The organism is Pradoshia sp. (assembly GCF_051873915.1).
Classification (GTDB): domain Bacteria; phylum Bacillota; class Bacilli; order Bacillales; family Pradoshiaceae; genus Pradoshia.
In genome coordinates this window covers 20372-35287 of the sequence record NZ_JBJEFJ010000010.1, presented here as the reverse complement: position 1 = coordinate 35287, position 14916 = coordinate 20372, and the positions used below count along the sequence as shown (strand labels likewise).

At 41.1% G+C, this 14916-nt stretch carries 13 protein-coding genes; 12 read left to right on the top strand and 1 reads right to left on the bottom strand.

Annotation, left to right across the window (positions count from 1 at the left end; all coding sequences use genetic code 11):
• Positions 1 to 43 precede the first annotated feature (43 nt).
• The 6 genes from ACI35L_RS00860 to ACI35L_RS00835 all read left to right on the top strand — a co-directional run bounded on the left by ACI35L_RS00860 (position 44) and on the right by ACI35L_RS00835 (position 5141).
• Complete coding sequence (locus ACI35L_RS00860) at positions 44 to 973, top strand: metal ABC transporter solute-binding protein, Zn/Mn family (protein WP_439802032.1); 930 nt, start codon at positions 44 to 46, stop codon at positions 971 to 973.
• A 12-nt stretch (positions 974 to 985) separates the two neighbouring features.
• Entirely contained in the window at positions 986 to 1738 is a 753-nt protein-coding gene (locus tag ACI35L_RS00855; protein WP_049670875.1) for a metal ABC transporter ATP-binding protein, read from the top strand.
• Positions 1739 to 1747: 9 nt separating this feature from the next.
• On the top strand, positions 1748 to 2677 hold the full coding sequence (locus ACI35L_RS00850) for a metal ABC transporter permease (RefSeq protein WP_439802031.1): 930 nt from the start codon (positions 1748 to 1750) through the stop codon (positions 2675 to 2677).
• Positions 2674 to 3558, top strand: a complete 885-nt coding sequence (locus ACI35L_RS00845; RefSeq protein WP_439802030.1) for a metal ABC transporter permease — start codon at positions 2674 to 2676, stop codon at positions 3556 to 3558. The genes ACI35L_RS00850 and ACI35L_RS00845 overlap by 4 nt, the downstream gene beginning before the upstream one ends.
• Positions 3559 to 3834: 276 nt before the next feature.
• The gene (locus ACI35L_RS00840; protein ID WP_049670878.1) at positions 3835 to 4722 is read left to right on the top strand and encodes a glycoside hydrolase family 73 protein; all 888 of its coding nucleotides are present in this window, start codon (positions 3835 to 3837) and stop codon (positions 4720 to 4722) included.
• A gap of 107 nt (positions 4723 to 4829) precedes the next feature.
• Positions 4830 to 5141 (top strand): DUF3892 domain-containing protein, encoded by a 312-nt coding sequence (locus ACI35L_RS00835; RefSeq protein WP_049670879.1) that lies wholly within the window; start codon positions 4830 to 4832, stop codon positions 5139 to 5141.
• A gap of 556 nt (positions 5142 to 5697) precedes the next feature.
• Here the strand turns inward: ACI35L_RS00835 and ACI35L_RS00830 are convergent.
• Positions 5698 to 6603, bottom strand: a complete 906-nt coding sequence (locus ACI35L_RS00830) for a LysR family transcriptional regulator (protein WP_049670880.1) — start codon at positions 6601 to 6603, stop codon at positions 5698 to 5700.
• A gap of 282 nt (positions 6604 to 6885) precedes the next feature.
• Between ACI35L_RS00830 and ACI35L_RS00825 the strand changes: the two genes are divergently transcribed.
• The 6 genes from ACI35L_RS00825 (at position 6886) to ACI35L_RS00800 (ending at position 14645) form a co-directional block, all read left to right on the top strand.
• On the top strand, positions 6886 to 8886 hold the full coding sequence (locus ACI35L_RS00825) for an oxidoreductase (protein ID WP_049670881.1): 2001 nt from the start codon (positions 6886 to 6888) through the stop codon (positions 8884 to 8886).
• Positions 8887 to 9235: 349 nt separating this feature from the next.
• Complete coding sequence (locus tag ACI35L_RS00820) at positions 9236 to 10138, top strand: shikimate dehydrogenase (protein ID WP_439802029.1); 903 nt, start codon at positions 9236 to 9238, stop codon at positions 10136 to 10138.
• Between the two features lie 30 nt (positions 10139 to 10168).
• Positions 10169 to 10930, top strand: coding sequence for a type I 3-dehydroquinate dehydratase (aroD, locus tag ACI35L_RS00815; RefSeq protein WP_439802028.1), 762 nt, complete (start codon positions 10169 to 10171; stop codon positions 10928 to 10930).
• Positions 10931 to 11138: 208 nt separating this feature from the next.
• Positions 11139 to 12017 carry a shikimate dehydrogenase gene (locus ACI35L_RS00810; RefSeq protein ID WP_049670884.1) on the top strand — a complete coding sequence of 293 codons (879 nt, stop codon included), beginning with the start codon at positions 11139 to 11141 and terminating at the stop codon, positions 12015 to 12017.
• A 54-nt stretch (positions 12018 to 12071) separates the two neighbouring features.
• Entirely contained in the window at positions 12072 to 13289 is a 1218-nt protein-coding gene (locus tag ACI35L_RS00805; protein WP_439802027.1) for an MFS transporter, read from the top strand.
• A gap of 141 nt (positions 13290 to 13430) precedes the next feature.
• The gene (locus ACI35L_RS00800; RefSeq protein ID WP_439802026.1) at positions 13431 to 14645 is read left to right on the top strand and encodes an MFS transporter; all 1215 of its coding nucleotides are present in this window, start codon (positions 13431 to 13433) and stop codon (positions 14643 to 14645) included.
• Positions 14646 to 14916 lie beyond the last annotated feature (271 nt).

Genomic DNA, 14916 nt, shown 5'->3' with positions numbered 1-14916 from the left:
AAATTTGCAATTTAGCATTTATATATTTTAGGAGGTTGAAAGAATGAAGAAAACAAGGTTATGGAGCATGATGGTATTTATTTTGTCGCTTGTGTTACTAAGCGGCTGCGGAGAGGAGAATGCTGCTTCTGGCGATAATGACGGTAAGATTCAGATTGTTGCCACAACTGGGATGATTGCCGATTTGGCAGCTAATATTGGCGGTGATCTCGTAGAGGTGGAGGGATTGATGGGTCCTGGTGTTGACCCGCATCTATACAAGGCCACTCAAGGGGATATGGAGAAGATTGATCAGGCTGAGATGATTTTTTATAATGGCTTGCATCTCGAGGGGAAAATGCAGGATATCCTGGAAAAGATGGAAAAGAAGAAACCGGTTATTGCTGTCACGAAAGATATTGAGAAAGGGAAACTTCAGACTGTCGAAGATAATACATTTGACCCTCATATCTGGTTTGACGTTGAGCTTTGGATAGAAACACTGGATGTTGTGAAGGATGCCCTGATTGCGGAGGATAAAGAAAACAAGGGAACCTATGAGGAGAATTATAAGGCATACAAGCAAGAGTTGATGAAGCTTGATCAATATGCAGCTGAACAATTATCAAGCATCCCTGTGGAACAACGGGTACTGATCACAGCCCATGATGCTTTCGGATATTTTGGAGAAGCGTACGGACTTGAGGTAAGGGGCTTGCAAGGGATCAGCACTTTGTCTGAATATGGCTCAAAGGATGTATCAGAATTAAGGGATTTCATTGTGGAGAAGAAAATCAAAGCAATCTTCGTGGAATCAAGCGTTCCACAAAAAGCCATTCAAGCTGTCATTGAAGGAGCGGAAAGGAAAGGCCATACCGTAGAGGTCGGTGGTGAGCTGTTCTCAGATGCAATGGGAGAAAACGGGACAGAGGAAGGCACCTATATTGGGATGATTAAACATAATGTCGATACAATTACGAACGCATTACGATAGGGGGAGATAGTGATGGAAGCATTAAAGGTCGATCATGTAACAATTGCCTATCATGATAAACCGGTCATTGAGGATATTTCATTTATGATCCCAAAAGGGAAGCTTGTCGGAATTATTGGGCCGAATGGGGCTGGAAAGTCCACATTATTAAAAGGCATCCTCGAATTGCTGCCAAGAATATCAGGCGATATCACTATACTTGGGAGCGATTATAAATCTGCTAAAAAACGTCTTGGCTATGTTCCGCAGAGGGAATCAGTCGACTGGGATTTCCCGACGAATGCTCTAGACGTTGTCATGATGGGACGATACGGACATTTAGGATGGTTTAAGCGGCCAGGTTCAAGAGAGCGGGAAATCGCTATGCGGTGTTTGAAGAAAGTGGGGATGGAGGATTTTTCGAAAAGGCAGATCAGCCAATTATCAGGCGGACAGCAGCAAAGAGTATTCTTAGCCAGAGCACTTGCACAAGAGGCTGATTTGTATCTGATGGATGAACCATTTGCCGCAGTGGATGCCGCCACTGAAAAAGCCATTATTACCTTGTTGAATGAGTTAAAGCAGCAAGGGAAAACAGTACTTGTCGTGCATCATGACTTATCCACTGTGAAGGAATACTTTGATTGGACGATTCTGATCAATAAACATTTGATTGGATATGGGGAGACAGAAGAAATCTTTACGGTAGATAATCTGCATAAAACATATGGCGGGAGTTTGACTGTCCTGGATGGACAGTCAAATGCCCTCATACAAGTAAAGTGAGGGGATGGCATGAATTTAACGGCCGTTTTAAATGATCCCAATACAATGTGGATCTTACTTGGCTCAATGCTTTTAGGTTTATCAAGTGGTGTTATTGGCACATTTGCTTATTTGCGCAAGCAGGCTTTAATTGGAGATGCCTTATCACATGCTGCTCTGCCAGGTATCTGTATCGCTTTTCTAATCACGGGAACTAAATCAATCATCTTCTTTTTGATTGGGGCTGCTATATCTGGGCTAATGGCCATCTTCTTGATTGGTTTGTTCACGCGAAAATCTAGAATCAAGCAGGATAGTGCATTTGGGATTGTTTTAAGTGTATTTTTTGGCGCTGGAATTGTGATGCTCACCCGTATCCAGCAGGGAGGTGCGGGGAACCAGTCTGGTCTAGATAAGTTTCTATTTGGCCAGACTGCGTCCATGCTCATGAGTGATGTCATTACAATGGTAATCATATCGTTATTTTTGATAACCGTTACGGCATTGTGCTTCAAGGAATTTAAGCTTGTGTCGTTTGACCCTGGATTTGCTAGTGGGATTGGTTATCCTGTGAGCTGGCTGGAATATTGGATGATGTTTTTGATTGTTATATCCGTTGTCACAGGTATCCAAGCGGTTGGTGTCGTATTGATGGTCGCGCTGTTAATCACACCTGCTGTGTCAGCGAGATATTGGACGGAGGATTTACGTGTGATGATTGTTCTATCCGGTTTCTTTGGAATGATGAGCGGCATATCCGGTACACTCCTTAGTACAGTAGCCAATAATCTCCCAACCGGGCCATTGACAGTCCTCTCTGCAAGCTTTTGGTTTCTAATCTCCGTCATTTTTGCTCCTAAACGAGGTGTGCTTATGAAGTTTGCGAGAAGGAATAAGATTAAACGGGAGTACCTCCGAAGCCAACAAACCATTATGGCAGAAGGGAGAAAGTCTGTATGAATGCGTTCTGGATCATCCTCATTGGCTTTTTTGTCGCAGGCTCTTGCAGCATTCTTGGCTGCTTCCTCATTCTCCGCAAGATGGCTCTTGTTGGAGATGCCATCAGCCATTCCGTATTGCCCGGCATTGTGCTAGTCTTCTTATTTACCGGTTCCCGTGATTCTGTTTGGATGATGTTCGGAGCAGCGGTATTCGGACTATTATGCGTGTATTTAATTCAAAAATTCCAACAAGGCGGCGTTCAGACGGATGCAGCTATTGGTGTGACTTTTACTGCCCTGTTTTCTATAGGGGTACTGCTTATATCGATGTTTACCCGTCAGGTCGATTTAGATCTTGATTGTGTCCTTTACGGAGAGATTGCTTTTGCTCCTTGGGATACTTGGAGTGCAGGCGGGGTGAATATGGGGCCGATGGCCGTTTGGGTGACAGGCTTAGCTTTCTTATTGAACATACTGATTGTCACTGTATTTTATAAGCAGTTCAAAATCTGCAGTTTTGATCCTGCCATGGCACTTGCTCTCGGTATTCCGGTACTTTTCTTTCATTATTTATTGATGGGTTTAGTATCGGTGACGACGATCGCTTCTTTTGAAAGTGTCGGTGCTATTCTGGTTGTTGGCATGCTGATTGTACCAGCCGCAACTTCCTACTTACTAACCGATCGTATGAGCATGATGATTGTCATTAGTGTTGTTTCAGGAGGAATTAGTTCAATAGGCGGCTACTATATGGCGATGGTTCTAGATGCTTCGATAGCCGGATGCATGATTACCGCTGCTGGGATTCAGTTTCTGCTTGTCTTCTTCCTCTCACCAACGCACGGGATGCTTTGGAAAAAATATAAGCATCATAAACTTCGCCAAGCAAGTACTTCATGATCAATTTATGATGACGCAGGATGAACAATTCTGCGTCTTTTTCATGCCAAAAATTGTCGGAAAGCTGCATGATATACAAAATTGGAGGTGAAGAATCGTTAAATCATCGGCTCTGCAAAAGTCATTAGAAGTTACATAATCTAACAGTTCCATAACTCTTACAATCTGTTACAATGGTGAAAAACATTTATATTGGATTCATCCTCACATAGAGTTTTATAATAGGAGACAACACCGACATCAATGATATAAATAACAATCATAAAGGAGCATTCAATGACACGTAAGAAAAAACGACCCAATATCGCAGGTCCTTTAATCATATTTGCCCTGTTATTCTTAGGCTTGTGGAAATTGATTGATGCTTATGAGCCTGTGCCTGTATCATTGGATAATTCGAAGGAAATCCAGGAGCTGGTCGATGAGGTTAGCTTCGGAAAGGTGCAGGTTAATTGGCGGGAGGTTGCGGCCGTTCTTCAGGTTAAGTATTCAATGGATACCGTGACAACAAGTCAAATCCAACGAACAGCGAAGCACTTCATTGAACGGGATAATGGAGAGTATACATTGAAAACCATGAAGTCTGTTATGGATGATCTGCATTTTACGAAAGAGGAAATCGATAAAGCGAATAATGCGATAACAGCCCTGAATGAGCAAAAAAGTGACCACAGCAGTCAGCGGGCATTTATTAATAAAATGAAAGATGGGGCAATGGCCAACTACGAGAGGTATGGCATCCTGCCCTCCATCACGATTGCCCAGGCTGTCCTTGAATCAAACTGGGGCAATTCGGGACTTACAAAGGAATATAATAATTTATTCGGGATCAAGGGTCATAACTGGGATGGTGCTACCGCTAATCTAGAGACGAAAGAAAACTATGATGATCAGATTACAAGTGATTTTCGTGTGTATGGTTCGTTAGAGGATTCCATCAAGGACCATGGTCAATTTCTAGTCGAGAATAAGCGTTATGAGAAGAATGGGCTCTTTGATGGAGAAACTTATCAGGAGCAGGCAAAGGCTCTTGAGGATGCTGGCTATAGTACTGCCACTGATGAAAATGGAGAAAAAATCTATAGCAGCATGCTCATAAATATTATTAAGACATATGAATTACAAGTAATTGATAGTGAAGCTGAATTGAACTTAAATGCGTAAAGGGTGTATGCCGGACTGGCTGCATCCTTTTTCATTTTTCCTAAAGCTGCATCCTTTTATACATGCATGTTATCTTCTTGCACATACTAAGAGCGGAGGGATGCTATATGAATAATAATAATGAATGGTTTAATTCCATCTATGAAGAGTACCTGAACTCTGCCGATGTTTCAGCAAATAAGGAAGAGATGATTCCAGGCAAGGAACGCATTATCGCCGTCCAAAAAAATGATGATGGTGATATCATTGCCTTCAAAACAGAGAGCGGAAGGGAGCTTGATTACTTAACCGCCTTAGATGAAGCTAAAGGTGGCAAGCTCGCTCATATTGATGTGTTTCATAAATACGGCCGGGATATTATCAGAAGTGAGCCTGATGGAACAAAGGAAAATAATCTGGATCAAATGCCGGAGTTTTGATGTTTTGAAGCCTGTTTTTTAAAACAGGCTTTTTTTCGTTAGCGCCTATTTAAAAAATGGAGTTAGATGAAAGACAATAACTATGTGCTAAATCTTCAACGATGAAAAAAGTTCAGCTCTAAGATGACATTTGTCCTAAGGAAGTTCGAATCTTTGTTATAACAGTCTATAGAACTAAGGTTGGAAAAAAGATATCCAGCAATTAGTAAAGCCGAACGATAAACTATTTCTGTTTATACATAGTGAATGATCTTCGGCTCTTTCTAATTTTATATAATGTTTCATGCATCAACCTGTTTAGAAGTCATCCTCAAGCCGTATTTCTTATTATGCAGAGAAATTGTGAGGTCAGTTTTCTAATATATGAAATATTATTACTATGTGCCAAATCTTCATAGTTTCAACCATTTTGGCATTAAGATGACTTTTATCCTGGTAAGAGATCAAATTGAGGGTGGAAAATAAGAAGATATTGAAGGGGACGGAAAGAGGTAAGAGTATATACCAGGCATTTAAAAACAAAAAGGAAAAGGCGGAGCAAGCACTCCGCCTTTTTTTAGAACAACTGATGAGATTGATCCTTCGCAAATTCAATGATGAAATCTCGAAATAGCCTGACAGATGGGGAAAGAAAGTAATTTTTCATACTGGCAAGATAAATAAATCGCTTATGTATTGGATTGGAGATCTTAATCAATTTAATCGTTGCTTGATTCTCAATGGTTGATAGCCTTGGCATAATGGCGATTCCATAATTGACAGAGACCAGCCCTGCGACTGCGGAGTCCTCTTCAACCTCGCACACGATTTCGGGTTTGAGATTCTCCTCTTTGAAAATTTTATCAATTAAAGGCCTTAGGCCGCTTTCTTTTGAGTAGAAAATATAGGGGTAGGGTACCGTCTCCCCAATATCAACGGTCACTTTTTGAGCTAATGGATGATCAGGGTGAACGGCCAGTACTAATTCCTGCTCTGCTACTGGTGTGAAATCAATTTCTTTCTCATTCTCCATATACGAGCAAAAAGCGAGATCGTATTTTTCATCCTTAAGTCCCTGTATAATACTTTTGGTTGTTCCTTGAGCGAAAGAAAAGGTAATGTCCTTATATTCTGTTTCTTTCACGAATGCTTCAATTGATGTTGGAATGAACCGGGAACCAAGCGTATAGATAAATGCTAAGTCAATCTGTCCTTGTTCAGGGTTCATTAACTTCTTGATTTTCTTTTCACCTTTTTCCAATTCACAAAGGGCGGAATCGACATAGGTTAAGAATATTTTCCCGTACTTAGTCAGACGGATGTTTCTACCTTGCTTTTCAAACAAAAAAACGCCTAATTCCTTTTCCAGCTCTGTAATCGCGTGGCTTAGACTGGGCTGAGTGATGGATAATTGGGCCGCTGCCTGTGTATAGTGTTCAATCTTGGCCAAGGTTCGGAAATAATGCAGTTGGCGTAAATTCATAAATATTCTTTGTCCTTTCTTATAGAAAACATCTATTAATTCTCTTTAAAAAATCAATTAGATTATTAAAATAACCGGGGATATAATCGGTAATGACGAATATATCATAGGTGTATAGAGGTGTCGAGATTTTTTGTGAAACAAAACACATTCTGTATTAACACCTGCTTTGTCTCTGTATAGGAAGTTTCACTAACAGGGAATTGAATTAATTTTGAATTCACCTTTATACTACTATGCTCGATTAGAGCAAGTTGAATTCAACTGAGAAAGGATAAAATCATGACGAACTATCAGCACATTTTTGAACCGCTTCAAGTGAAAATGATGACATTGAAGAACCGTATCGTTATGCCGCCAATGGGTACAAACTTCGGCGGGCAGCACGGGGAATTTAATGAAGATCACATCAGCTACTACGAGCAAAGAGCAAAAGGCGGAACAGGCCTTATTATCGTAGAAAATGCAAATGTCGACTTCCCGCTCGGATCCAACGGAACAACACAAATCCGTATCGATCACGACAAATATATTCCTGGACTTTATAATCTAACTGAAACTCTTCATAAATATGGTACGAATGTAGCCATTCAAATTAACCATGCCGGGGCTTCTGCCGTTCCAGCACGTATTGAGGGACTTCAACCGGTTTCTGCATCCAATATTCCTTCTAAGACTGGCGGTGCCATTCCTAGACCACTTACAAAGGAAGAAATTCTTGAAATCGTAGAGAAATACGGACAAGCGGCTAAACGTGCACAAGCAGCTGGCTTTGATGCTGTTGAAATTCATGCGGGTCACTCTTACTTATTATGCCAATTCTTATCTCCTTTATATAATAACCGTACAGATGAGTTTGGCGGAAGCTATGAAAATAGAGCTCGTTTCGCTCGTATGGTTATCGACCGCGTTCGTGCTGAGGTTGGTCCGTTCTTCCCAATCATGCTTCGTTTCAGCGCCGATGACCTATTAGCTGGCGGTAACACATTGGAAGACACGCTTAATATCCTTGAATACTTAAACGACGAAGTGGATATCTTCGACGTATCCGCTGCTGTCAATGACTCTGTACATTACCAAATCGACCAAATGAACCTACCTGACGGATGGCGTTCATACATGGCGAAAGCCGTTAAAGAAAAATTCGGCAAAGTAACGATGACAACTGGTAACATCCGTAACCCGCAAATCGCTGATGATATCCTTGCAAATGGACATGCTGACTTAATTGGGATGGGCCGTGGATTGATTGCCGACCCTAGCTGGGTGAATAAAGTAGAACAGCAGAACGAAGAATTAATTCGTAAATGTATCTCTTGTAACATTGGATGTGCTGGTCACCGCATCGGTTTAAACCGGCCAATTAGATGTACGATTAACCCGAACCTTTATGTGGAAGATTCTCATAAAGAAAACCGCATTAAAGATACGACAAATGTTGTTGTCATCGGCGGCGGTACTGCTGGTCTTGAAGCTGCTTGTACAGCTGCAGAAGTTGGCTGCACAGTTTACTTGTTCGAGCAAAAGCCATATCTTGGCGGCTTGGCTAGAGAAATTGCTACACTACCAGCGAAAAACCGTATCTCTGACTTCCCTAACTATTTAGTGAAACGTGCGGAGAAATTGAAAAACTTGATTACATTCACAAATACGAAAGCTGACATCGAGCTGATTGAACAATTCAAGCCGGATGTAGTTGTGAATGCAACAGGTTCGCAGCCATTACTTCCGCCAATCCCTGGTCTTCTTGACCGCATTGATAAAGATGGCGAGAAAATTTACTCCATCATGGGCTTATTGAATAAATTAGATGAGTTCAATGAATTGGATGTTGAAGGCAAGAAAATCGGCGTTATCGGCGGAGGTGCCGTTGGTCTTGATGTTGTCGAATACTTCTCTGAAAGAGGAGCAGACGTGACAATCGTTGAGAGATTGCCGATGCTCGGCCGTGATTTGGATCATATCACTCGTATTTCCATGATGAGCATGATCAAAGAGAAAAATGTCACAGTTCATACGAATACTTCTCTTATGGAAGTTGCTTCTGACCACTTCAAGCTTCAATATGAAGGTGTCGACAGCAATCTTGAGTTTGATTATGGTTTCGTTTGCCTAGGTATGAAGCCTGTAAATGAGAATGTATCTTTCTTACAAAAACATTTTGCTAAAAAAGGCGTTGAATTCGTCAATATCGGTGACAGTCAGCGTGCCCGCAAAATCATGGACGGCGTACGTGAAGGAAGAAACATCACAGATACATTGAAAAAAATCGGTGCTATTTAATTAATCTATTCCTTTTAACTATCGTTTTTCTGCGAAATTTGCAGGAAAACGATAGTTTTTTTTATGAATACATAGGTAAATATCTATAAATCAAGAATTATTACTATGCTTTTATCTATAGAATTAACCGGTATATATCTATAGATAAAATCTATTAAATCAACTGGAAAAACCAATTAGATTTTCCGAACATTCTCCTATATACTCAAGAAGTCAAAGAAATTACTACATATTCAAACCATGCTATATGCACTAGATATTAACCTCATGCAGGGCAGTACTAGCGCAGCTGGCAGGGGGGGATCGTGTGATGAAAAGCACGGTCTGATGATAAAAGGAGGGCACTCAATTGGTTGGTTCAGGTTATATAAATGGCAAGACAAAACTGCTAGGTTTGATTGCTACACCGATAAGCCATTCCTTATCCCCAGCCATGCATAATATGGCATGTCAGGAGCTTGGATTGAATTATGCCTATTTGGCTTTTGATGCTGGCAATCAAGAGCTTGAAGAGATCGTCAAAGGGTTTAAGGCGATGGATGTGCGTGGATTTAATGTATCAATGCCAAATAAAACAAAAATACTACCTTTATTGGATGAACTTGCTCCCGCGGCGAAATTCGCTGGTGCAGTCAACACAGTCGTCAATGAAAACGGCAGGCTGATTGGTCACTTAACAGATGGGACTGGCTATATGCGAGCCTTGAAGGAGGCCGGTGTCTCTATTAAAGGCAAGAAGATGACGATTTTTGGAGCTGGAGGCGCTGCTACTGCCATTGCTATTCAAGCAGCAATGGATGGTGCAAGCGAGATATCCATTTTCAATCACAAGGATGAGTTCTTCTCCCGTGCAGAAAGAAATGCAGAGATTATCAATGATTCTTTGCAGCATCTTTCATGTCTGGCTAATGTATATGATCTCGGTGATGAGAAACGACTGAAGCATGAAATCATGAATAGTGACCTCATCACGAATGCAACGGGTGCCGGAATGAAACCAATGGAGCAGGAGAGCATTGTGAAGGATACCAGCTGGCTTCGTCCTGAAATGACTGTTTCAGACATCGTTTATAACCCTTTGAAAACAAAGATGCTGGCGATGGCAGAAGGAGCAGGGTGTAAGACGGTTAATGGATTAGGCATGATGCTTTGGCAGGGTGCTGAGGCATTTGAGATTTGGACAGGCGAGAAAATGCCCATTGCTTTAATCCAAAACCGGATATTTAATCATGAAGGCAGTATGAAGGCATAATGAAGATATAGAGAAGAAGGGAGTACCACAATGAGTACATTGAAAATTAAAAACGTGGTCATCGGCGAAGGCACACCAAAAATCATCGTGCCGCTCGTTGGAAAAACTGAAGAAGAAATTCTAAAAGAAGCAGCCCTTGTGAAAGAGCTTGCTCCAGATGTCGTTGAATGGCGCGTTGATATATACGAGCATGTTGAAGATCTAGAAGCTGTAAAGACAATGATCAGCAAATTAAGAGCAGCATTCGATCAAGAATTATTGCTCTTCACTTTCAGAAGCCATAAAGAAGGCGGAAATAAAGAAATCAGTGATGCTTTCTATGTCGAACTAAATGAAACAGCTATCCGCACAAAGCAAATTGACTTAGTGGATGTTGAATTGTTCAACGAGAAAGAAAACGTGGAAAAACTTGTGGCAGCAGCAAACGAAAATGGCGTATTTGTCATCATGTCTAACCACGATTTCTTCAAAACACCAGCGAAGGAAGAAATCATCAGCCGTCTTTGCAAAATGCAAGAGTATGGTGCCCACATCCCGAAAATTGCAGTTATGCCGCAAAATGTTGGTGATGTACTTACATTGCTTGATGCAACCTACACAATGAAAACAGAACATGCCGACCGCCCATTGATCACGATGTCTATGGCTGGAACAGGTGTAATCAGCCGTCTAGCTGGTGAAGTTTTTGGTTCTGCCTTCACTTTTGGAGCAGGAAAAGAAGCATCTGCACCAGGTCAAATTCCTGTAGCAGAATTGCGTACAGTATTAGATATTTTACACAAAAGTCTTTAATTATTGTTTATCATCCGGCTGTATAGTCATTTACGGCCGGATGATAAAAGAATCATATGTGTATAATTGCCTTTGATGAAATGTTAAAGGGGTAATTTGTGTCATTGTATGTGAAATCATTCACATTAGTTGATTACCAACCATTCCTTACATGAATGACATCAAGTCGGCAAATTATAATATATAAACACCTTGGAGGTAAAACAACATGTCAGATTTAGGAAGAATCGACGGAAGAACAAAACTATTGGGATTATTGGCAACGCCAATTGGTCACTCCTTATCCCCAGCTATGCACAATATGTCTTTGCGTAAACTAGGACTTAACTATGCATACATGGCATTTGAAGTGGGCAATGAACAGCTTGAAGACGTTGTAACAGGCATGCGTGCCCTAAACGTTCGCGGTTTCAATGTTTCTATGCCGAACAAAACAAAAATCGGTCCATTATTGGATGAGCTTTCTCCAGCAGCCCAATTCACTGGTGCGGTTAATACTGTTGTCAATGAAAATGGCAAATTGATCGGCCACATCACTGATGGAACAGGCTATATGCGTGCTTTGAAAGAAGCTGGCATCAATATCATCGGTAAGAAAATGGTCCTTATGGGTGCAGGCGGTGCCGCAACAGCTATCGCAATCCAAGCAGCTCTTGATGGAGTAGCAGAAATTGCAATCTTCAACCGCGATGATGAGTACTATGCACGCGCTGAGAAAAACGTGGACATCATCAACAACCAAATGGAAGGCGTAACTTGCAAAGCAACCGTTCATCGTTTAGAGGATTTAGACGCGCTTAAAGCGGCAATCGCTGAAGCGGACATCCTTACGAACGGAACAGGCGTTGGTATGAAGCCGCTTGAAGGACAAAGCTTGATTCCTGATGCTTCTTGGCTGCGTCCAGAATTAATCGTTTCTGACGTTGTTTACATCCCGCGTAAAACAAGACTTCTTGAAATGGCAGAAGAAGCTGGATGCCGCACAATTAACGGTCTTGGCATGATGCTTTATCAAGGTGCAAAAGCGTTCGAAATGTGGACAGGACAAGAAATGCCTGTTGAATATGTGAAAGAACAAATGTTTTAATTAGTTTGCCTTCATGGCAAGCTTATATAAAAATGAAATTTTGGAGTTGAAAAAATGTTTAAAAATCGTTATATGCCAGCTGCAATGGCTATGTATATCAACTATTTCATCCATGGTATGGGCGCAATTATCCTTGCGCAAAACATGACATTCCTTATGGATCAATTAAACACTGATAAAGCAGGAGTTGCGTATGTAATCTCTGCTCTAGGTATCGGTCGTTTAATCGCTTTGGCAATCTCAGGTGTTTTATCTGATAAACTCGGTCGAAAACCAATCATCTATGCGGGTATGCTCGTGTATATTGGATTCTTTGTATCCATTCTATTTGCACCAAACGTACAAATCGCATTCATGTTTGCCCTATTAGCAGGTATTGCAAACTCTGTATTGGATGCAGGTACGTACCCTGCATTAATGGAATCATTCCCTAAATCCGCTGGAACAGCGAATATCTTGCTTAAAGCATTTATCTCTGCAGGTCAATTCACATTACCAGTTATCATCGGTATGATCATTGCAAATGACTGGTACTATGGAATTTCATTCTTAATCCCTGTTGCCATCTTTGTATTGAATGGTATCTTCATGATCAAATTGCCATTCCCGAAAGCAAACCAAAAAGAAGAATCAGCTGAAGAAACAGCTGCTGAACAAGTATTTGCTTCAAAACCTAACTTCTGGGTTGAAGGACTTGCGATCATCTTTATCGCTTTCACAGCTACAGCAACATTCTTGATTGTTCAAACTTGGCTGCCAACGTATGGTGAAGAAGTCATCGGCATGGCTAATGCTTCTTCTTTGAAATTGGTTTCTTACTATAGTGCTGGTTCACTAGCTTCTGTGTTTATTACATCTTATCTTGTAAAAAGCATAATCAAGCCTGTCTATGTTGTATTTGCTTATCCATTAATGTCATTACTTGTTTTCCTTGGCATTGCTTTTGTTCAAACACCAGCAATGGTTATCAGCGGCGCATTCCTAATCGGTTTCTTCGCAGCAGGCGGTGTGCTTCAATTAGCCCTTGTTGTTATGGCTGAATTCTTCCGCGGCAACAAAGGTACACTAACAGGTATCTTTATGACTATGTCTGCTGTGGCAAGTGCGGCTGTTCCTGCCATCACAGGTAAAATTGCTAACACAAACATTACAAACGTTATTCTTTTCGGTGCAGCAGTAGCAGCTGCAGGTGTTCTTTTATCACTTGTCGTGCTTGTTCGTTACCGTAAAGTCATGAAAGTGGAAAATACTACAGCTAGTACAGCTGCATAATTAACCCTATACTGTTTACTGAATGAAATATATCTACTAGGCCTAATGTCTAGTAGATATATTTTTGACAAAAAACCACAGGAATATCTATTCCTCGGCCAAATTAATAGGCATTGCCTATAAGAAATAGGAGGTCTATCAATGAATAGCAAATATGCTGCAGCCATTGGCAGTTATATAAACTACTTCGCATTCGGTATGGCCTACATCATGATTGCTCAAAATATGAGCTTCTTGACTGAAAGGCTCGGAACCGATAATGCTGGTGTTTCTTTTCTCGTCTCCGCCTATGGTATTGGTAGATTAGCTTCATTATATATATCCGGGCATCTTTCCGATAAGATCGGAAGAAAGCCATTTGTCATTACAGGTGCTTTGCTTTGTGCTGCCTTTTTGATTGGAATTCCATTAACAACCCATTATGAGGTTGCCCTTATGTTTGCCGTCCTAGGCGGTTTATCAAATGCCTTCCTAGATGCTGGAACCTATCCAACTGTGATGGAATCATTCCCGAAACACACTGGTACAGCAACCGTTTCTGTTAAGGCGTTTATTTCCGTCGGATCATTGATTCTGCCGTTCATGATTACATTTTTCTTGAACCACGGCATTTTCTTTGGCTGGTCCTTCTTTGTTCCGGCTATGATCTTTATCGGAAGTGCATTGTTCCTGTCAAGAGCAAAATTTCCATACTCTAAGGAAACAAATGCAAATGCAGAAGCTACTCAAGCAGCCCTTAACCAATTTACGGAAGCACCGAAGTTTCAAATCGAAGGTCTTGCTTTGATTGGAATAGGCTTTACAGCTCCAGCTTTATTGTATTTGATGAACATCTGGATGCCGACCTACGCAGAAGAAGTGATCGGCATGTCATTGACGAGCTCCTTAAAGCTCCTCAGCTACTATAATATTGGTGCGTTCATATCCGTCATCCTTGTCGCAATCGCCCTGCGTAAATGGTTGAAGCCAACACATGTCATTTTAGCTTACCCAATCATGACAATGGCAGGTACCATCCTGCTTATGAATGCAAAATCACCGTTGCTAGTAGCCATTCTGGCTTTTGTCATCGGATTCTCTCTAGCTGGCGTTATGCAATTAGCACTAGGTGTTTTATGTGATTTCTTCTGGAAGAACAAAGGAAGAATGACCGGTATCCACTGCACGGCAACAAGCTTGGCAACAGCCGGTATTCCTTTTGTAACAGGCTTGATCACACGTTATGTTGATGTAACGGGAGTATTTATGTTCTCCCTATGCATTAATGCATTAGGCATTGTATTGGCATCGATTGTTTTCTATCGTTATAGAAAATTAACTATGCCAAAGCAAACTGAAATGAATACAGCTGCTTAAGTAGCGCAGTGTAGAGAAGACAGCGGCTATCCGCTGTCTTTTTTTTATGGCTTGAAAAATGCTGCCAGGACAAAAGACGAATAAGCAGACAGTGGGGCATATATGGTTGTATGGAAAGTGGACATAAAAAATAACGTAAAATACATTCACAAGTGAATTTTCACATCTTTATTTCCCAGGGTCTACTGAAACAGGGATGATTATCAATCATTTTGCACATTAAACCGGGTTCTATGGGTAAGCCCTCTTCAGGTTTTGATATTGCCTTACT